The 20,274-nt window shown below is 75.6% G+C and carries 12 protein-coding genes and 1 other RNA gene; 8 read left to right on the forward strand and 5 right to left on the reverse strand.

Annotated elements, in window-relative coordinates; genetic code table 11:
• Window positions 1-287 precede the first annotated feature (287 nt).
• Window positions 288-658: a transfer-messenger RNA gene (gene ssrA, locus FZ103_RS02150) on the forward strand.
• Window positions 659-900: 242 nt separating this feature from the next.
• Here the strand turns inward: ssrA and FZ103_RS02155 are convergent.
• Window positions 901-3,606: an AAA family ATPase gene (locus FZ103_RS02155; RefSeq protein WP_186355680.1), complete on the reverse strand. Its 2,706-nt coding sequence runs from the start codon at window positions 3,604-3,606 to the stop codon at window positions 901-903.
• Between the two features lie 304 nt (window positions 3,607-3,910).
• Between FZ103_RS02155 and FZ103_RS02160 the strand changes: the two genes are divergently transcribed.
• Window positions 3,911-4,723 (forward strand): class I SAM-dependent methyltransferase, encoded by an 813-nt coding sequence (locus FZ103_RS02160; RefSeq protein ID WP_155998283.1) that lies wholly within the window; start codon window positions 3,911-3,913, stop codon window positions 4,721-4,723.
• Between the two features lie 67 nt (window positions 4,724-4,790).
• On the opposite strand, the gene FZ103_RS02165 is transcribed toward FZ103_RS02160, so the two are convergent.
• The 3 genes from FZ103_RS02165 to nagA form a co-directional block, all read right to left on the reverse strand.
• Entirely contained in the window at window positions 4,791-5,063 is a 273-nt protein-coding gene (locus FZ103_RS02165; RefSeq protein WP_155998662.1) for a hypothetical protein, read from the reverse strand.
• Window positions 5,064-5,401: 338 nt separating this feature from the next.
• Entirely contained in the window at window positions 5,402-7,624 is a 2,223-nt protein-coding gene (locus tag FZ103_RS02170) for a glycosyltransferase family 2 protein (RefSeq protein ID WP_155998285.1), read from the reverse strand.
• 286 nt (window positions 7,625-7,910) lie between these two features.
• Window positions 7,911-9,065 (reverse strand): N-acetylglucosamine-6-phosphate deacetylase, encoded by a 1,155-nt coding sequence (gene nagA / locus FZ103_RS02175; RefSeq protein ID WP_155998287.1) that lies wholly within the window; start codon window positions 9,063-9,065, stop codon window positions 7,911-7,913.
• A gap of 189 nt (window positions 9,066-9,254) precedes the next feature.
• Between nagA and FZ103_RS25925 the strand changes: the two genes are divergently transcribed.
• Entirely contained in the window at window positions 9,255-9,329 is a 75-nt protein-coding gene (locus FZ103_RS25925) for a putative leader peptide (protein ID WP_343233346.1), read from the forward strand.
• Window positions 9,330-9,614: 285 nt separating this feature from the next.
• Window positions 9,615-10,175 (forward strand): NADPH-dependent FMN reductase, encoded by a 561-nt coding sequence (locus tag FZ103_RS02185; RefSeq protein WP_155998289.1) that lies wholly within the window; start codon window positions 9,615-9,617, stop codon window positions 10,173-10,175.
• 172 nt (window positions 10,176-10,347) lie between these two features.
• Here the strand turns inward: FZ103_RS02185 and FZ103_RS02190 are convergent, their stop codons facing one another.
• The gene (locus tag FZ103_RS02190) at window positions 10,348-11,280 is read right to left on the reverse strand and encodes a hypothetical protein (protein ID WP_186355681.1); all 933 of its coding nucleotides are present in this window, start codon (window positions 11,278-11,280) and stop codon (window positions 10,348-10,350) included.
• Between the two features lie 2,840 nt (window positions 11,281-14,120).
• Between FZ103_RS02190 and FZ103_RS02195 the strand changes: the two genes are divergently transcribed.
• From FZ103_RS02195 to FZ103_RS02205, 4 genes are all read left to right on the forward strand, one after another.
• Window positions 14,121-16,139 (forward strand): GDSL-type esterase/lipase family protein, encoded by a 2,019-nt coding sequence (locus FZ103_RS02195; protein ID WP_343233333.1) that lies wholly within the window; start codon window positions 14,121-14,123, stop codon window positions 16,137-16,139.
• Window positions 16,136-18,364 carry a hypothetical protein gene (locus FZ103_RS02200; RefSeq protein ID WP_155998291.1) on the forward strand — a complete coding sequence of 743 codons (2,229 nt, stop codon included), beginning with the start codon at window positions 16,136-16,138 and terminating at the stop codon, window positions 18,362-18,364. Before FZ103_RS02195 ends, FZ103_RS02200 begins: the two co-directional genes overlap by 4 nt.
• Window positions 18,361-18,501 (forward strand): hypothetical protein, encoded by a 141-nt coding sequence (locus FZ103_RS24800; RefSeq protein ID WP_186355682.1) that lies wholly within the window; start codon window positions 18,361-18,363, stop codon window positions 18,499-18,501. The genes FZ103_RS02200 and FZ103_RS24800 overlap by 4 nt, the downstream gene beginning before the upstream one ends.
• Before the next feature lie 239 nt (window positions 18,502-18,740).
• Entirely contained in the window at window positions 18,741-20,213 is a 1,473-nt protein-coding gene (locus FZ103_RS02205; RefSeq protein WP_186355683.1) for a glycosyltransferase family 4 protein, read from the forward strand.
• Window positions 20,214-20,274 lie beyond the last annotated feature (61 nt).

Below are 20,274 nucleotides of genomic sequence, written 5' to 3' on the forward strand. Positions count from 1 at the left end.
CTCGGGGGAGGCCCTGCCGAAAGAAAAGGCCGGCCCGACCCTGCCGGCCGCCCTCGCGGGCAGCGTCGATGGTTCCCGTCCGCGCCCGCGGGGGATTCTTTTGCGTCCCCCGTCCGGGCAGCGGTGACCGCGCGTGACCGCTCCGGCGCCGCCGAGCAGAAGATCGCGAATCGGCTGCGATAGCGGGAATCATCTTGGACTCCGCTCCGTTGTACCGGTAGCGTTGGATCGCACGGGGCCACTGCGGTGGACCCGGTTGCGGGCCGCGGCCCGTTGAAAACTGCACAGGGGGTGATCGGTTTCGACTTTGATCGCCGTATCAGGGGAAGCGAGCCGAGGGTTGCGACGTAACCTCGTAAATCCTGCCTCGCGCTAAACACAAGTGCCAATTCCAAGCGCACTGAGTTCGCTCTCGCTGCCTAAGCGATAGCGACTCTGTCGGCCTGGACCCGTCCTCGGTCCAGTGTCCGGCATCGGTTTGAGGACTTACCGCTCAGACCAGGCCACGGGGTCTGAGCGGGACATTCACGTGGCTGGGCTCGTCAGCGACTCGTTCGCGGGAGCGCTGGAGCCGAGCAGAACGCCAACGCGAACTGCGCTCGGAGAAGCCCTGGTACGTCATCGAAGGACGCGGGTTCGATTCCCGCCACCTCCACGAGCGGGCCCACGTGTGGTCGACGACGACAGTCGTCTTCCCCGTGGGCCGCTGTATTTCCCGGGGGGCGACCCCCGGACCCCCGCTTGGGCCGGCCCACGTGTGGTCGACGGCGAGTGTCGTCTTCCCCGTGGGCCGCTGTATTTCCCGGGGGGCGACCCCCGGACCCCCGCCGGGCTCGACGGGACGGTCCTGCCGGCACGCGGAGCGTGTCCCGGCGGCCGTCCCGTTGTGGTCTCCGGCTGTCACGACGTCGTGTGTGCCCGCACGACCTCGGCGAGCTCGCGGCGGCTGTTGACGCCGAGCTTGGCGAACATGTGCAGTACGTGGGTCTCCACCGTGCGCCGCGAGATGAACAGGCGCTCGCCGATCTCCCGGTAGAGGAGTCCTCGCCAGACCAGCTCCGCGACCGCGCGCTCGGTGGCCGTGAGGCTCTCCCACCCGGTCTCGGGCCTGCGCCGCGGGCCGCGTCGTCCCCGGCACACCCCCAGCTCCCGTAGCGCCGCATCGACCCGGGCCGCGTGCCGGGCGGCCCCCATCCTCTCGTAGGACTCCGCGGCGGCACGCAGGTGCTCCCGGGCGTCGTCACGGTGGCCCCGGCCCGCCAGGGCGCCGCCGGCGGCCTCCCGGCACTGCGCGAGCTCAACGATGCGCGGGGTATGCCGGTACTCCTCGACCGCGGCCGTCAGTGCGTCCGGGTCGCCGGCCACGAGCCCGCGGGCGAACAACCCGGCCGCGGCAGCCGAGGGGACCCCCGCGGTATCGGCCAGCCCGGCCACCGAGGCGGCGATCGACTCGGCCATGGCATGGTCGCCGGCCTCCAGGCACACCGGCAGCCACACCGTCCACGTGTCGCGCAGCAGGTGCCGTGACAGGGGCTCGGCGAGCAACTGCTTGCGCGCGGCGGCGATGCGCTCCTCGGCGGCCTTCCGTCGCCCCAGGGCCTGGTCGAGCTGAGCGGCGACGCTCTGCGCCGCCAGGTCTGCCGGGGCGGCGTCGGCCGCGACCCGTTCCGCGTCGTCGAGCCGTCCCCGGCCGATCGCGACCAGCCCGCGGACACAGACCGTGTCGCTCCGGCTGCCCCACGCGCTGTCCAGGTCGTCGGCGGCCGCGATGGCGGTCTCGGCGGCCGCCGAGGCGTCGTCCCACTCGCCGCGCGTGTAATGCATGGCGGCCAGAATCGACTGGCGCAGCGGCTGGTGCCTGCCGCGCTGCCAGAGCGGGTGCCTCAACCGGTCGGCGACCTCGGTGTAGCGGTCGGCGGCGCACAGGTGCTTCATCGGGGGCAGCCACCGCACCGCCTGCTCCCTGCGGTGCATTTCCAGCAGGATCGAACCGGCGGCGGCGGCCTGGTCGGCGGCGTAGCTCAGACGGCCGCGGATCATCTGGCGGCTGGCGTCGGCGACCAGTGCGAAGTACCGTGCCTCGCGGTCGGTCGCGCCGCTGCTCAGCGCGCCGTCGACCAGCGGGTCCGCGCCCGTCGGATCCAGCCACGCCTGCAGGAACGCGTACCACGCCGCCAGGAGGGAGCCTCCGGGGCCGGAGCCGGCGTTGCTCTCACCGGCGACGAGGGGTGCGAGCATCGCCGCCGCATCGGCGAACCGCCCCTGCCACAGCCGCGCCTCCGCCACCGCGCGGCGGACGCTCTCCTCCTCCGGCGCCGGCGGACGCTCGGCCAGCATCGACTCGCCCAGGCCTACCGCCTCGTCCAGGGCGCCGGCCTCCACCTGCAGGTGCAGCAGCCGCCGACGCAGCGGCCTGCGGCGGGGGGAGTCGGTGCCGGCGACGGCCACGGCTCGCTCCATCAGCTCCGCCGCGGCGCCCGGGGCGTGGTCGCGCGTGTCGTCGGACGCCCGAACGAGCCAGGTGACCACCTCCGGATCGCCGGGAGACGCCCCGCGGTTCAGGTGCGAGGCCACCGTCAGCGCATCCCGGTCCTGCTCGGCCAGCACCCTGCCGATGTGCGTGTGCAGCGCGGCCCGGATCGGGCGGGGCGTGGCCCCGTAGACGGCCTCGCGCAGCAGGTCGTGGCGGAACGCGTACCGGTCGCCGGCCTCGGTCAGCACGCCCAGGGCGATCGGGTCCCGCAGCAGGTCGAGCAGTGCCGGGACGTCGCGGCCTGTGACCAGCGCGAGATCGGCGAGGCCGAACGGGGCGTCGAACGCGGCCGCGTAACGCAGCACGTCCAGCGACGGGTCCTCCAGCAGACCGATGCGGGCCAGGATCGCCTCGTTCACGGATGCGGGGAGACCGGCGGCGACCGGCCCGGACCCTTCGGGGCCGCGCACCAGCTCCTCGACGAACACCGGGTGGCCCCCGGCGGCGTCGACGCGCTCGCGCGTCCGCGCATCGAGCGGTCCGCCGAGCAGATCGGCAGCCATCCGCCGGGCGTCTTCGGCGGTGAGCGGGCCCACCCGGAGGTACGGGGCGCCGGCCGCGGCCAGGGCGCGCCGCAGCCGGGCCAGTCCGGGCGGCCGGGGTGCGGGGCGGAAGCAGAGCAGGAGCAGCAGCGGCGTGGTCGCGGCCGATCGGGCCAGGCGGTGCAGCACCGCGGCGGAGGACCAGTCCGCCCACTGCAGGTCGTCGCAGGCGAGCACGAGCGGGTGCGCAGCCGCAAGCCGCTCCGCGGCCTCCACCACGCGGTCGGCCAGTGCGGACTCGGCGCCTTCGGGAGTGCGGTCCCGTCCGTGCGGCGCCGGTTCGGCCGGATCGATCCCCAGCGCCCGGGTGAACAGGGCGAAGGGGCGTCGGGACGCGAACTCCTCGGCTGCCGCCGCTCGTACCGAGCACCCGTGCCGCCGCGCGTGGTCGCAGGCGTCGCCGAGCAGGCCGGTCTTGCCGATGCCCGGTTCCCCTTCGAGCAGCGCCGCCCCGCCGCGCCCGCCGGCCAGTTCGCCGACGAGCCGGTGCAGCACGCTGCGCTCGGTTTCGCGGCCATACAGCGTCGGCATCGCGACCTCCCGGAACGGCCCGCCGGCCCCGCCGCGCTCCTCCCTGACCGGCCGCGGGTGCGGCGGTGCGCTCCTGCCTGGCATTCTCGCACCGGCAGGGGCGTCTGCCCAGGGGCGATGTCCGTAGTCGTACCGGATGTCTGCGGCGCCGCGGCCGACGAGGGTGGGACCCGGCATCGAAAGCGGCGGGAGCGCCTCCTGCGGATTCCGCGGTGTTCGGCCCCGGCCCCGTCGGCGGGGCACCGGCCGCGCCCGGGTGATGGGGAGAGCGGACCGCCCCGGTCGCGGGAGAGGAAGCGCCATCATGACGACGGCAGACGCCTTCGAGGACATCAAGGCGAAACAGCAGCAGACGTGGAGCAGCGGGGACTACAATCGGATCGCATGGTTGACGGTGCCGCTGGCCGATCGGCTCTGCGACGCCGTGGACCTTCGCCCGGGCTCCCGGGTGCTCGATGTCGCCACCGGCACCGGTCACGTGGCGCTCGCCGCGGCCCGCCGGTTCTGCGACGTCACCGGCATCGACTACGTGCCCCGGCTCGTGGAGACCGCGCGCCGCCGGGCGGCCGCCGAGAGCCTTCCCGTGCGCTTCGAGGAGGCCGACGCCGAGCGGCTGCCGTTCGCAGACGCCGAGTTCGACTACGTGCTCTCGGCGATCGGGGTCATGTTCACCGCCGACCACCGGCGCGCGGCCGGCGAGCTGGTGCGCGTGTGCAAGCCGGGCGGCGTGATCGGGCTGCTCAACTGGACACCCGAGGGTTTCGTGGGGCGGCTGCTGGCGACCGTCTCCGGCCACGTCCCGCCGCCGGCCGGCGCGCAGCCGCCGGTGCGGTGGGGCAGCGAGGAGGTCCTGCGCGAGCTTCTGGGTGACCGGGTGTCGCGGCTCGGCGTCGAGAGGGGGTCCGTCACGCAGCGGTTCCTGTCGCCCGAGCACTTCGCGTCCTACTTCGTCGAGCACTACGGGCCGACGCTGAAAGCGGCGCAGCGGCTGACCGAGGACGGCAGGCGCACCTTCCACGACGACCTGGCGGCCGTCGCCGAGGCGTCCGGGCGCACGGACGGCGGCGCGCTCGTTTCGGACTGGGAGTACCTGATCGCCGTCGCCACTCGGGCCTGAGCCGACCCGGCTCCAACGCAGGGGTGCCTCCGCCGATCCGCTCGGCGGAGGCACCCCGGGGCGGAGGTCACGCGTCCGTGGCGCCGACCAGCCAGGCGACCTTGCGCGCTGTCAGCTCCAGGCTGTGGCTGCTGCCGAGATGGACGCCGAACGACGCGATGAACGCGTGGTCGTGGGTCCGGGGCTCGCAGAACACGTCCTCGACGGCGTAGGCGGACTCGGGGTTGCTCACCCGCAGGTACGGCGGCGCCGCGTCGTCGATGACGCGCGCCCACACGCCGTAGCGCGTCACCGCCGTGGCCAGCTCACTGAGCTGGGCGCGTCCTGCCGAATGGGTCAGGTTCGCGGGAGCGGGCGGGGAGTGGCGGGTGGAAGGGCTGTCGACCACGGCGGCCTCCTTAGCTCATGCGGCACTCGTCCGACCATTGTCGCTCTCCGCATCGAATTGATCGCGTATCGTTACACCGACACGCCGGGCCCACCGATCACGGGCACCGCCGTGCGCCGTGCACCGGTATCCGGCTACGTCCTGTTCAAGAAGCCGGACACCACAGCGGCTGCGGCAACGGGACTGTGATGCGCGAAGCGCACCCATGGCCGCGACCCCGATGCCGACATCCCCAGGCGGTACCCGGTGGGTTCCCGGGAAGCGGCGCCCCCGCCGTTCTTGAACAGGACCTAGCCGCTGCGCCGCGAACCGTCGGCGAGTGCCCGCTTCTCGCGGGCCGGCGTGCCCGCCCCGGATCCGACGCCGGCGCCGACCCGCGGGGCCGTCCGCACGGGAGGCGCCTCCACGGTCCGTTCCGCCGCGGTGCTCGGGACCGGCGCGCCGGACGATGCGGCGGCTGTGGCGGCCGCGGGCTCGGGAGCGCTCCGCCCCCGGCCCGCTGTGCGCAGCGCCTGCTTGACTCCCACGTAGGCGCGGCGCACCGGCCGGGGCATCCGGCGGGCCGTGCGCCGGGCCTTTCTGACACACGCGCGGGCGCAGCGCCGCGCCAGCGGACCCTCGGGGCGGCCGATGCGCCAGCCCAGCGGGGTGCGGTACAGGTCCAGCCCCAGCCGCGTGTGCGCGTCGCCCTCTCCCACCCCGATATGCAGCACACCACCGTGTCCCGAAGGCATCGGCAGGGTGGCGCTGAGCACCGCGGTGGGCAGCGCCGTGCCGTCGGGGCGGCGCGGTGCGGCGTAGACCCGGGCGGAGGCGCTCAGCGGTTCCCGGCCCTCGCCGGTGCACACCAGCATGAGCGTTCCCGGGGCCGCGGCATGCACCGCCAGCGGGATCTCCACGCGCAGTCCCGCGGCGGTGCGCGAGACGGTCGGCGCCAGCCCCGTGCGCACGGCACGGCGCAGCGGGCGCCAACTGCCCACCGTGGACAGGGTGAGCAGGCCGTCGGCGTTCCAGTAGGGGTTGGCGAACCGCGGCGCGTCCGCGGTCCCGACGAAGGCGGGCGTGCGGGTGCGTTCGGCCTCCCGAGTGCGGTCGGGGCCGAGCATGGTGTTGTGGCCGATACCGCCGATGACCACCCGGGTGCTGAACCACCAGGTTCCGGTGAGGGGGTGCCCGTGGTCGCCGCCGTCGGCGTCGACGCGCATCCGGCCCGACAGCCGCAGCCGGAACCGGCCGGGGGTCTCGGCGGGCTCCTGGTGCGCCTCGACGTCCAGGGGGAGCCTGACCACCGCCGGGTCCCCCGAGCGGGAGGCGAAGGCGCGGCAGACGACCTTGTCCACCTCGCCGCTGATCTCGGCGGCCTCCTTGATCGCGGGCACCGCCAGCAGTTCGTCGGGCAGGTCCCAGTAGACGGAGTCTCCCTCGCGCCGGAACTCCAGGGGCGCGCCCGTCGAGGCGTGCTCCAGCGTGGTCTCGGTGTCCACGACGAGCGCGGCGCCCTCCCAGGAGAAACCGGTGATGCGGGTGCGGTGCGCGATGTCCTCCTCGAACTCGGCGACCGGACGCAGCAGCCGGGGATCGTCGGCGGTGAGCGCCGCCGCGCGCAGCCGGGAGAACGCGTTCAGCCGCGCCACGGCCTGCTCGGGGACGCGCCGCCGCACGAGGTCGCCCGCCAGTTCGTGCATCATCGCCGTCCGCTCGTGGTCCTGGCGCAGGAACTTGCCGCCTTGGAACAGGCCCAGCAGCTTGGAGCGCAGCCAGTGGGCGATCAGCCGGTCGCGGAAGGCGCCGGGCTCGACGTGCTCGTCGATGATGTCGAAGATCTGCTCGATGCTGCCGAGGAACTCGGCGGGCTCCTTGCGGCTGTAGGAGATGTTGCCGAAGCCCTTGTTGCGCACCCAGTAGTAGCAGGTGTAGTCGTGCACGACCGACACGCGGTCGGTGGCCAGATAGGCGCGCAGCATGAACATGTGGTCCTCGAGGCGCACCTTGCCGTCGGGGAAGGAGATGCCGTTTTCGAGCAGGAACGCCCGGCGGAACAGCTTCTGCACCGTCAGGGTGCTCAGCAGCACCGGGCGGGTGCGCAGCGAGCCGTTCGACATGGGCCGCTGGAAGACCTCCCGGGGGGCGTTGCGGCCCACGCCGGCCATGCGGCCGATGACGATGTCGGCCTCGTCCTGCACCGCCTTGGCGTAGAGGCGTTCGAGCGCCTCGGGGCCGAGGCGGTCGTCGTCGTCCATGAAGAACACGTACTGTCCGCGCGCCCGCTCGACGCCGATGTTGCGCGGGCGGCCCGGCCAGCCGGAGTTCTCGATGTGCACCACGGAGAAGTTCGGTTCCCCGGCGAGCTCGGAATCCAGCAGTTCGCCGGTGCCGTCGGTGGAACCGTCGTCGACGTAGATCACCTCGAAGCGCTCGCGGGGCATCGTCTGGCGGCGGAGCGAGTCCAGGCCGCGCAGGATCCCCCGTGATGTGTTGTAGGCCGGTACGACCACCGACACGGCGATCTCCATCGAATCTCCCCCTAGGTGCATGACGGCAGGCTGCGTGCTGGGACGCGCTACCCGCCGGACGGTGCAGTACCACATGGCTATCGCCGTCGGCCTGGCGCCGCAGGCGAACACACCGGAACGCCGCCACCTGGTGGCCAGGTGCCCCGAGGCGGTTCCGGGGGCGCAGCCTAGGTCACGCACCGAAGGGGTGTGCGCAGATCCGGGCGGGGAAGGTGCGCGGATCCGCGGTGAACGGGCCGTCGCCGGACCGGAGCCTCGTCCCGCCCCGGCCGGCGGCGCCGGCGGCTCAGGGGCGGGTGACCCATTCGCCGTGGTGCATGACGGCGGCCACGGAAAGGTCGTCGTCCAGCAGCAGCAGGTCGGCCCTGCCGCCCGCGGTCAGCGACCCCACGCCCGCCAGCCCCAGGGCACGCGCCGGAACGGCCGTGGCGGCGTGCACCGCGGTCTCCAGCGGGACCCCCATCGTGTGCACGGCGCGCCGGACCGCGTCGGGGAGCACGATCGTGCTGCTGGCGATCTGCCCGGTCTCGGCGATCCGGGCCCGTCCGCCCTCCACACGCACCCGCAGCTTGCCCAGCGTGTACTCGCCGTCGCCCAGGCCGGTGGCCGACATCGCGTCGGTGATCAGCGCGACCCGGTCGCCGCCGGCGTTGTCGAACACCAGCCGGGCCGCGCCGGGGTGGACGTGCACGCCGTCGTTGATCAGTTCGACGGTGACGCGCTCGTCGTTCAGGGCGGCGGCGATCGGCCCGGGCTCGCGGTGGTGCAGCGGCCGCATCTGGTTGTAGACGTGGGTGGCCACCGTCGCGCCGGCGTCGAACGCGGCGCGCGCTTGGTCGTAGGTGGCGTCGGTGTGGCCGACGGCGGCGATCACGCCCTCGGAGACGGCCGCGCGGATCAGCTCCAGGGAGCCCGGCAGCTCGGGCGCGACGGTGATCATCCGCACGTGGCCGCGTCCCGCCTTGAGCATGCGGGCGAACTCGGCGAGGTCGGGGGCGCGCAGCAGGGCGGGATCGTGCGCTCCGCACTTGCTCTCGGCGATGTAGGGGCCCTCCAGGTAGACGCCGGCGATCCCGTCGGCGTCGGCGACCTCGGCCAGTGCCGCGATCTGGTCCAGGGTGTCCTCAGGCGCGGCGGTGACCAGCCCGCCGACGAGCGTCGTGACCCCCTGGGAGCGGTTGAACTCCACGATGCGCATGGCGCGCTCGGGGTCGGCGTCGCTGAACGCCGCGCCCGCACCGCCGTGGACGTGGATGTCGACGGCACCCGGCAGCACCCACCGGCCGCCGGCGTCGACCGCCTCGGTCTCGCTCTGCGGAGCCTCGCCCGTGCCCAGAGCCGTGATGCGCTGGTTCTCCGCCCGCAGCCAGCCGGCCCGGATCCCGTGGGGGGTGAGCAGCCGTGCGTTCGTCAGCGTCGTCCCGGTCGGCCCCTGGCCCATGCGGCGTCCTCCTGTGCCCGATAACACACTGTTCGTCCTTTGTCTGCGGGCACACGCCAGCGCCCCCGCATCACCCCCGGTACCCGGGAGCGGCGGCGCGGACCGGTGCCGGCTCCGGCTGGGCGGAGGGCGGGCGGTCGCATCCGCCACGCATTGACGATAGCCGGGACCCCGATCATGATGGTGGACATGTCCGGTGAGCTGCTCGTCCAGCGCCTGCACGTCGATCTGCGCCGGCAGGCCAGCGCGCTCTGTCGCCGATAGCGCCGCCGGGGAGCGCCTCCCCGTCCGCTTCCGGCAGCCGAGGCCGGCACGGCGCCTCCCGCGTGCGCCCGCACCGGGACCGCCCGCACCGCGGTCGCGGCGCCGCCGCCCGGTGATCCGATGCCCTGACGCACCCGCCCGCAGCGAACAAGTCAGCCGACGTCCCCGCCCGGCCCGCGGCGTGCTCCGCCCGCGTCCGCCCGGCCCCCGGCGCCGCCGCCGAGGTCCCCCCCCCCCCCCCGCGCCGGGCCGGTCCGACCAGCCGCACTCACCAGGAGTTCCACCATGACCCGTTCGACCGTTCTCGTCGCCGACCCCGAGCCGCGATCGGCCATCCGAGCCGCGGCCCAGCACGCCTCCGGTGCGCTGGCCGGACTCGTCGGACCACTGGGGCCCGGCGGCGCCCGGAGTGCCGGAGGCCGCGGCGGCACCGGCCCCGCCGACGTCGTCGACCTCGCCGAACTCGGCCCCGCGCTGCTGGCCGCGCGGCCCGGCCGCGACGTGGTCGACGCGGTCGAGACCGTGCGCCGCAGCGATGTGCTGCTGGTGGCGTCGCCGCAGGCCCACGGCAGCTACACCGGCCTGCTCAAGGTCTTCTTGGACCGGCTGCCGGAGCTGGGCCTGGGCCACGGAGTGGCCGTTCCGATGGCCGTCGTCGACGACCTGCGCAACGGGCGCACCATCGAGGACGATCTGCGGGTGCTCCTGGCCGACCTCGGCGCCTGGGTCGTCGAGCCGGGCCTGCTGCTGGGCCGCAGCGAGCTCGCCGACCCGCGCGGAGTCGTCGGTGCCTGGGCCGAGGTCGCGGCGCCGGCACTGGGTCGGGCCCTGGCGGTGCGCGTCTGACCCGTTCCGGGCACGGCGGCCGGACCGGGCGGCGTCCCGCGCTCGGTGCTGCGGCCGCGGGCCCTCACCGGCCCGTACTCCCGGCGATCTCGCCGCAACCGCCGCGGCCGCCGGCGACAGGTTGGCGCGTTCGGGGAAGGCACGGAGCCCCGAAAGGCCGCCGGCCGGGTCGCTAGGCCCGCGGCCCAGCGCCGGGCTGCCGGGATGCACCCTCGCGGGCGGCTCGGGTGCGTGCGGTGTCGGCCTCGGCGCGGGCCACGTTGCCGCGGATCAGCACCACGACGGCCAGGGTCAGCCCGAAACCGGCGACGCGCAGCGCGAGGCGCAGGGGGTCGCCGGGCAGGTCCTCGGCGAAGACGGCGGTGCCCGCCACCACCATGAAGACGTTGCCCGTCACGTTGGCCACGGGCGCCGTGACGGCGGCGCGGGAGCGCTGCATCGACGTCTGGAACAGCACGATGCCCACCGCCCAACCGGCGGCGTAGAGGTAGGGATAGGGGGAAGCGAGGACGGCGGGAACCGCCGCGACCAGCCCCTCCTCGACGAGCAACCCACCCACGGCCTTGCCCTGCAGCCCCGCGGCGCCCTGGGCCAGCCCGGCGGCCGCCCCCATCGCCGCCGCCGAAACGTAGCGCCCGGCCCGCCCGGCGGCGGCCATGGCCAGCGTGCACCCCACGACCGTCGCCGCGCTGACGCCGAGCAGCAGCGGCAGGTGCGGGGTGGTCCCGGTCCGACCGCCCGACCCCAGCGAGAGGCTGAGCAGCAGCAGCGCCACCGGCATCAGCCCCAGGGCCAGGCGCTCCCCGCGCGTGATCGGCTCGCCGAGGACCACCGCCACGATCAGCAGCATGGTCGAGATCCCGCCGGCGAAGGCCGGCTGCACCACCGACACCGGCGCCAGCCCCAGCGAGATGATCAGCCCGACGCTACCCAGGGCCGCCAGCACGCATCCGCCCACCCAGCGGGGATTGCCCAGCAGGACGCGGGCCAGGTGCAGCGGGCGGTGCACGCTGACAGCGGGGGAGCGGTGCAGCGCCCGCTGCTCGACGGTCAGGCCAAGCGAGTAGACCGCGGCGGAGACCAGCGCGGCGATCAGACCTGTCACGGGCGCCGCCTTTCCGGACGGGGCCGCGCCGCGGCCGGACGGACCGGGGGCCGGGACGGGGGTCCGGCCGGGCCGCGGCACTGGCGCGGACGTTAGCGGAGTGGGGAACGACGGGAGCGGAGCGGGGAACGACGGGAGCGGACTGGGGGAGAAGGTATCGGACGAGGCGACGGGCCGGCGGGGGAGGTGCGAGGGCGGCACGCGGCGCCCGCGGCCATGAGGTGCGGTCCGATCCTAAGCCCGAGGTCGTTCGGATTACCCCGGGTGGGGCGGGCAAGTGCGGCTCGTTGTGAGAAGCGGGTGGCGGGTCGCCCGGCGGGGTCGGTGAGGACGGCGGAGGGTTGGGCCCGCGGGGATCGGTTCGGGTGCCCGCCGGTTGGGCGTGCGACGAGGGGCGGCGAGGGCGGTGGATGGCTGGGCCGGGCGGTCACCGGTTGCTGGCGGCGGATGGCGGGTCGCTCGACGGGGCGGCGAGGTGGGCGGAGGGCTAAGCCCGCGCGGGTCGGTTCAGGTGCCTGCTGGTTGGGCGTGCGACGAGGGGCGGCGAGGTGGGCGGAGGGCTGAGCCCGCGCGGGTCGGTTCGGGTGCCCGCCGGTTGCGGTGGGAGACGGGGGCGGCGAGGGCGGCGGAGGGCTGAGCCCACGTGGATCGGTTCGGGTGCCCGCCGGTTGCGGTGGGAGACGGGGGCGGCGAGGGCGGCGGAGGGCTGAGCCCGCGCGGGTCGGTTCGGGTGCCCGCCGGTCGCGCACCCGAGGAAGGCGGCGATGGCCGGCTGGGGCGGGCTGGGCGATCACCGGTTGCGGAAGGTGGGTGGTGGGCCGCCCGACGGGGCGGCGGTGGGGGCGCCTACGTCGTGTTCAAGGAGTCGGTCACCACAGGAGGTTGCGGCAATGGGGCTGTGATGCGCGAAGCGCTGTGCGCCAGCTTGCCGCCGAGCGCGCGCTGCACCTGTCAGACGGAGCCGTACCACCGATGGCGGGCCTCCGGCGCAACGGTGCAGCGTGCGCTCGGCGGCAAGCTGTGATCGCGCTTCGCGAGGCGCACCCATTGCCGCAACCCCGATGGTGACCGCCCCGGGTGGTGCCCGGTGGGTTCCTGGAAAGCGGCGCCCCCGCCGTTCTGAGACACGGCCTGGGCGGGCTGTTCCGGGCATATCGCCTCGCGTTGGGTCGACGATGCCCGCCGATGGCGCGCGGTGGGGCTGCGCGGCGCACCGGAACCCCAGGGTTTCCGGGATGCGGAAGGAAACCGGGGTGGTTTGCCCGCAATGCCCGGCTGTGGCGGGAGGTGGCGGCGGCCGGGCGCCACGAGGTGCGCGTTTGGATCGCTTCGGGTGCGGATCCCCGGTCCAAACGCCATGATCATCGCCGATCCCGGCCGCGCGGGCCGTCCCGGCGCCCCCGCATACCGGACATCGCGGGAGGATTCGACGCCGCGGGCGGCCCTCCGCGCGGCCCGAGCCCGCCCGGGCGGGCTCGGGCCGCGCCTCGTCGCCCCGCCGCCGCCCCAAAGGTGCCGAATGTCCGGCTTCTGCGTCCGGGGTCCGCGTCGAGGGTGTCGCCAGGGTCACTTTCGGCGCCGAGCGTGGCCCCACCGACACCCTCGACGCGACCGGGGCCGGAGCGAGTTAAATTAAATCGGGCATTGGGGGTTCCGGTCCGGCTGCGCGAATGGACGAGGCGCCCCGGAACGCGCCCCGGGCGCGCCGTCCCCGACGCCCACCGGAACCGATCCACGCGGGTCCGGCCCTCCGTCGCCGTCGCCGCCGCGTCGGGTGATCGGCCATCCGCTTGCACCAGCCGGTGGTCGCTGTCCCGTACCCCCGCCGCCCTCGCTGCCTCGTCGCCCACCGGTACCGGCGAGCACCGGGCCCGATCCGCGCGGGCCGAGCCCTCCGCCGACCTCGCCGCCCCGTCGAGCGACCCGCCACCCGCCCCGGCAACCGGTGACCGCCCGGCCCAGCCATCCACCGCCCTCGCCGCCCCCGTCGCCCACCGCAACCGGCGGGCACCGGACCCGATCCGCGCGGGCTTAACCCCGCACCGCCCTCGCCGTCTCGTCGCTGACCGCAACCGGCGGGCACCGGACCCGATCCGCGCGGGCGTAACCCCGCGCCGCCCTCGCCACCTCTCGTCGGGCGCCCAACCGGCGGGCACCGGACGCGATTCGTGCGGGCCGCACTCTCCGCTGCCGTCGCCGCCTCGTCGGGTGGTCGGCCGCGCGCCGACCTCAGCCGGTGGTCGCCGGCCCGTCCCCACATCGGCCTCGCCGCTCCGTCGCAGGGGCCACCGGCGCCCGTCCTCACCGATCCGGGCCGGCGGAACCCCGCGCCGTCCTCGTCGACCTCCTCGCCGTCGCGTGAGCCACCGGCGGACACCGGGACCGGCGGCCGCCCGGCCGAACCCCGCGCCGTCCTCGCCGCTCTCGCTGCTCACCAGTACCGATCAAATGCGTGGACCGCGCAGGTCAACCGGGATCGGCGCAGTGGGCGCGGCCGCCGGAGCGCGCGGTGGACGGCGTCGGCGCCGCCTGGCGAGCGTCGGTAGTACATGTTCTACTGGCCTGCGGGGCCGCACCCGTTCCTGCGGCCTTCGAGGCGACCGGGCGGATTTCCACAGGCCCCCGGCCCGGGATGCGGACGCCGGACTCCGTGGAGTTCAATCGGAGAGTGCGGCGCCGGATCCACCCCTTCCGCAGCCCGGCGCCGCCGAAGATCCCCGCACGCCATCCCAGCCAGCCACGGAGGTCGTTCCCAGTGCCACCCCACACCCGGATCGCGCCACCGGCCGGTTCGGCGCCGGCGAGGCCCGCGACCCGCACACGCGGGGGGTGATCCCAGAGTGGCCAGCGAGCACGATCCCCCCGGCCGCATCCGCACACGGCTGCTCCGCCTCGCCCGCCGACTCATGCCCGGCGCATCGCCCGCGGGCCGCGATCGCGGCGGCGACGGCGCCGCCGAATCAGGCGGCACCGCCCGCGGGCCCGCCGACCCCCCGCTCGGGGACGGCGACCACGGCGACCACGGCGACCCCGCCGGTTCCGCAGCCCGCGCGGGCGCATCCGAGGCCGCTTCCGCCGACCCCGTCCGCGTCGGCGACGGGACCGCGGCGGCCGCCGACACCGGCGCCGAGGACGGCGCCGAGGACGGCGCCGACTCCGCCTCCCAGAACGGCGCCGGCGCCGCTGAGCCCCGGAACGGCGCGGGCGAGGCGGAGCACGCAGGGCGGGCAGGGCGCCTGTGGCGGCGGCTGGTGCGCAGCGGGTCCGCCGACACCCCGGCACGCCTGCGGCCCACACCGCTCGGCCTGTTCGGGATCACCGTGGCCGCCATGTTCATCACGCTGCTGCTGATCCAGAGCGCCATGGGCACCTTCCGCACCGACGGGCCCGGCGACCCGGGCGGTCCCGGGACGGCGCCGTCCGTTTCCGCCCCGCCGCCCGCGGGCACCGCCCGCATCATGATCGCGGGCGACTCCCTGGCCCAGGGCAGCAGCGGCGACTTCACCTGGCGCTACCGTCTCTGGCGGCACCTGAGCGCGCGGTCCGGCCTCGACGTCGACTTCGTCGGCCCCTACGACACCATGCTCGACGTCGTCTCCGGAGGGCAGGGCGCCACCAGCTACGCCGCCCCCGACTTCGACACCGACCACGCCGGCCGGTGGGGAGCCACCGCGGCCGACCTCGCCCACGACGTCGGCGAGCAGGTCGCCGAACACGACCCCCACTACCTGCTGTTCATGGCCGGCGTGAACGACTTCGCCCACGGCGCGTCGGTGGACGACACGCTGTCGGCGGTGCGCGACGCCGTCACCACCGCCAGGGTCGCCCACGGCGGCATCCGGGTGGTGCTGGGGGAGGTCACGCCGGTGTGGGGGAACGACTCCAGCCAAGCCCTGAACACCCGCATCGCCCGGTTCAACGCGGCGCTGCCCGATCTGGCCCGGGAGCTGACCGGCGGACGCTCACCGGTGGTCGTCGCCCGCACCACCGCCGGATTCGCGCCGGCCGAGGACACCTGGGACGGCACCCACCCCAACGCCCGCGGCGAACTGAAGGTCGCCGCGGCGTTCGCCGACGCCCTCGCCGCCGACCTCGGTCTGGGCGAGCCCTACCCGCGCCCGCTGCCCGATGTGCGCGTCGGACCGCGCACCGCCCCCGAGGTCACAGCCGCCGAGACCGACCGCGGCGTGCGGCTGAGCTGGGACCGGGTACCCGGCGCCACCCGCTACCAGGTGCTGCAGCAGCGGCTGCGGCCCGACCCCGACGACCGCGTCCGGCTGCCCGTGGAGGTATCGGCCTCCGAGGGCCGCGAACCGTCGGTGGTCGTCGACCGGCTGCTGGCCGGCGCCACCTACGAGTTCGCCGTGCAGCCGTTCAAGGGCGACGACGGGGGAGCAATGTCCGACCCGGTGAAGATCGTCCCGTCAGACGACCCGCCCGCGGCGCCCGAATGGGTCCGCGCGGAGTCGGACGGCACCATCCTCACCTGGGCCGAGGTCTCCTCGGCCACCCACTACGAAGTGTGGCGTCGCCCGCTGCGCTGCACCGCGCCGACACCGCCGTCCCCCTCGCCGCCTGCGGGAGGGGGCACGCCATCGCCCGCACCGTCGGCCCCGCAGGACCCGCCGGACGCCGGCGAGGAGCCCTCGCCCGGCGCCGCTGCCCCCGCCTGCGAACCGCGCGACGGCCGCGGCCCCGGACGCGGCGAGGGCTGGCGCAGCGTCGCGGTCGTCAACGGCGCGACCCGCTGGTCGATCGGCGACTCCGGCGCGGCGGGCTGGGAGTTCGCCGTCCGGTCGCACCGCGACTACGTGCGCGGCGGCTACTCCGCACCGGTGACCGTCCGGGCGCCGGAATGAGCGGTGCCGGCCGCACCCGGCCGCCCGACCGTCCCGCGGACCCGGGCGCCGCCGGCGCCGCACCGCGCACCCGGACTGCCGCCCGGATCGCGCGCCTGCTGCCCTGGGCGGTGGGGGCCGCCACCGGGGCGCTGGCCCTGGGTCCGGCCCTGGGCCCCGGTTTCGTGCTGCGCTACGACATGGTGGCCGTGCCGACCCCTCCGCTGTCGGCGGTGACTCTGGGCGGCGGTGGCGGATTCCCGCGGGCCGTGCCCAGCGACGCCGTGCTCGGCGCGCTGGGTCTGCTGCTGCCGGGCGACGCCGCCCAAGCCCTGCTGCTGATGGCGGTGTTCGTCCTCGGGGGCGCGGGCGCGGGACGGCTCGTTCCCGCCGGCCGCGCCGGAGCGGCCGGCGAGGCCGCGGCGCGCGCCGCGGCGGCCGTGTTCTACGTGTGGAACCCCTTCGTCGCCGAACGGCTGCTGCTGGGGCAGTGGGCGATGCTCCTGGGCTACGCGGGACTGCCCTGGGTGGCGGCCGCGGCCGCCCGGCTGGCCGCGGCGCACCGCCCGGCGGGGCCGCGGGACGTGGCGCGGCTGGTGCCGGCGCTGCTGCCGGCGGCCATCGGCGGGTTCTCCGGGATGGTGCTGTCGGCCTTGGTGGGTCTGCCCGCGGCCGTACTGGGCGGACGGAGCGCCGCTCGTGCGCTGCGCGCCGGCGGGGCCGTCGCCGCGGCCGTCCTCCTGCTGTCCCTGCCCTGGCTGGTGCCGGCGCTGGGCAGCGGAGCGCGCACGGACCCCGCGGCCGTCGGCCTGTTCGCCGCGCGCGCCGATACCCCCTTCGGCGCGGCCGGTTCGCTGCTGTCGCTGGGCGGGATCTGGAACGCCCACGCGGTGCCGGCCTGGTACGGCCTGCCGGTTCCGGCCGCCTGCCGGCTGACCCTGTCGGCGGCCGCGGTGGTCGGCTGGGTGTGGCTGGTGCGTCGCGGCGGGGCCGCGGGGTACGGAGCGGGCGTCTCGGTTGCGGCCGCCGCCGGCCTGGCCGTCGCACTGGCGGGCACGACCGGGCCCGGCCAGCACGCGCTGTCGGCGCTGATCGGCCTCTGGCCGGGGTTCGGACCGCTGCGCGACGGCCAGCTCTACGTGGCCCCGCTGGCGCTGCTGCAGGCGGCGGGCATCGGGGGAGCGGTGCTGTGGGCCTGCGGAGCGGCACCGGGTGCGCGACGACGCGCCGGGGGAGGAGGGCACGGCGAACGGGAGGCTCCGGGGGAACCCCTTATCTCAAGTCAAGCCGACTCCGCCCCGCCGGCGCCACACGGATTCACCCGCCTGTGGACGACCGCGGTGCCGACCCTCCGACGCCGTCTCCGGCTCCCGGAGGCCGGCGGGACGGGTGGCCCGGGCGGCGCAGAGCGGCCCCACGCCGCCGGCGCCGCCGCCACCGCCCCGGCCCGCCGGGCTCCCGGCGCGTGCGCACCTTTCGCCGCGGGCGGCCGCGGCGCCTCCGAGCGCGCCGGCGCCCTGCTGGGCGCCGCGCTGGCACTGGCCCCCCTGGCGCTGCTCCCCGGGCTGCTGTGGGGGGCGGCCGGCCGGCTCGAACCCGTCGGCTATCCCCCCGAGTGGCACCGCGTCCAGAGCCTGGTCGACGGCGATCCCCGCCCCGGCCGTGTCCTCGTGCTGCCCTGGAGCGCCTACCGCGGCCTTGACTGGCGCGCGGACGGACGTAGGGTCGTCGTACTCGACCCCGCCACCAAGCTCTTCGACCGCCGCACCGTCTGGAACGACGACCTGCGGGTCGGCGACGGCGGCCGGGTGCGCGTCGCCGAGGGGGAGGATCCGCTCGCGCGGCGCGTCGAGCGGCTGCACGCCGCACAGCCCGGAATCCGCCGCTACACCCGGGCCCTGGGTGCGATGGGCGTCCGCTACATCCTGGTGGAGCGCCGGGCCGCCGGGGGGCCGGCGGGCACCGGCTCCGAGGCCGCCCTCGGCCCGCTCGGCGGCGAGAACAGGTTCTCGCCCGGCGCCGCCGGGCCGGTCGCCGTGCACGACGGCGCGCGGCTGCTCCTCCTCGAAGTGCCGGATCGGCATGTAGATCCGCCCGAGGACGGTCTGACGGGCTTGGAAGCCTCGGCATGGTTCGTTACAGTTGGGGCAATTATCTGGTCACTCGGTGAATCAGGTTCTAGTCTCGTTTCCAGGCGTGCCGGACCGTCCCCCGGTGCGGTATCGCGGAAGGAGAACCCCACGTGATCAAAATCCTCGCCGCCTGTGTCATCGGCGCGGCCCTCGCCGGCGGGCTGGCCTTCGTCGGCACCACCGTCGCCACCGAGGCCTCGTCGTCGGCGGAGCCGGTGAACCGCTCGCTGTACAACTACGGCGACCGCTGACCCGGCCGCACCCACCCCCCGGCCGGATCCCGCCGGCCGACCGGACCGCCCGCCCCAGGCGGCCACGGCTCCTGCGCGGCGGGCGCCGGCCTCGCGCAAGGACGCCCGCGCATCCCCCCAGCGCGGTCCACACCGACCCCCCGGCTGTGCGCCGCTTTCGGTTCCATCATCCGGGCGCCGCACCCGGTGGGCACCCGCTCGCCGGGTGACCCGGCCGAATGGGCGGAACAGGAGAGCATGTGGCGTTCCAGCAGATACCCCTTTTCCCCGACCCCGGCTACCGGCGACTGCACGCGGCCCCGCCCGACGCCGAGCCGGAGTGCCCGCCCGAGGCGCAGGCCCCCGCCGCTCCGCCCGCAGCCCGCGACCGGCAGGCCGGCGCCTGGCCGCCCGCTCAGCCGGGCGGCGACGGCGAGGACCCCGGCCGCCCGCGGCTCGACGGCCTGCGCACCGTCATGATCAACTGGCGCGACCCCTGGCAGGAGGCCGCCGGCGGCGCCGAGGAGTACGCCTGGCGCATCAGCCGCCACCTGGCCGCCCGCGGCGCCGTGGTCACCTTCCTCACCAGCCGCGAACCCGGCCAGGCCCGCGTCGAGACCCGCGAGGGCATCGTCATCCGCCGCATGGGCGGCAAGTTCACCGTCTACCCGCTGGTCATGCTGTGGCTGCTGCTGTGGCGGCGCGAGTTCCACGCCGCGCTGGACTGTATGAACGGCGTCCCCTTCTTCTCCCGCCTGGTGCTCCCGCGCCGCACCCGGGTCGTCAGCGTCGTGCACCACGTCCACGACCTGCAGTTCGACGCCTACTTCAGCCGCCCCCTCGCCTGGTTGGGCCGGTTCATCGAGAGCGCCGTGGCCAGCCGCGTCTACCGCAACTGTCCCACCGTCACGGTCTCGGAGTCCTCCCGCCGGGCCATGCGCGAGAAGCTGCGCTGGCGCGCCCCCATCACCGTGATCCACAACGGCAGCCCGCCCCGCCAGCCCGTCGCCCCCGACCGCTTCCTCAGCGAGGCCGAGACCGGATCGCCCGCGATCGTCAGCCTCGGCCGGCTCGTGGTGCAAAAGCGCGTCTCCCGCATCGTCGACATCGCCCGCGACCTGCGCGGCACCTACCCGCAGTTGCGGGTGCACGTCGTCGGCCGCGGCCCCGAGAGCGCCACCCTCGCCGAGCAGATCGAACGCGGCGGCCTGCACGACCACGTCCGCCTGCACGGGTTCCTCCCCGAAGCGCAGAAGAACGCGGTGCTGGCCGGTTCGCTGCTGCACGTCACCGCCTCGGAGTTCGAGGGGTGGGGCCTGACCGTGATCGAGGCGGCGGGCCTGGGGGTCCCCACGGTCGCCTACGATGTCGACGGCCTCCGCGACTCGGTGCGCCATGGCGAAACCGGCTGGCTGGTACGTGAGGGAGAGGAACTGAGCGACGTCGTCGCCGCGGCCCTGCGGGAGCTCAGCGATCCCGTCCGCGCCGCCCGCATCCGCCGCGCCTGCCGCGAATGGGCCGCCGGCTTCACCTGGGACCGCAGCGGCACGGCGATGGCGCGGCTGATCACCGGCGAACCCCCCGAGCCCGCGGCGCCCGGCACCCCCGGCCCGGCGGGGCCGAACGGCCGCGGCGAGCGGTCGGACACCGCCCGCGCGACCCGGATCCGCCTGCGCGGCGCCGCCCCCGCCGGCGGCGGCCCCCCGACCCGCCCCGCGAAGGCGGCCCGGTGACCGACCCCCGATCCGGGGCGCAGGGCCGCGACGCACCGCCGGGCCGCACCGGCGCGGCCGG

The organism is Streptomonospora sp. PA3, assembly GCF_009728995.1.
In the GTDB taxonomy this organism is placed as follows: domain Bacteria; phylum Actinomycetota; class Actinomycetes; order Streptosporangiales; family Streptosporangiaceae; genus Streptomonospora.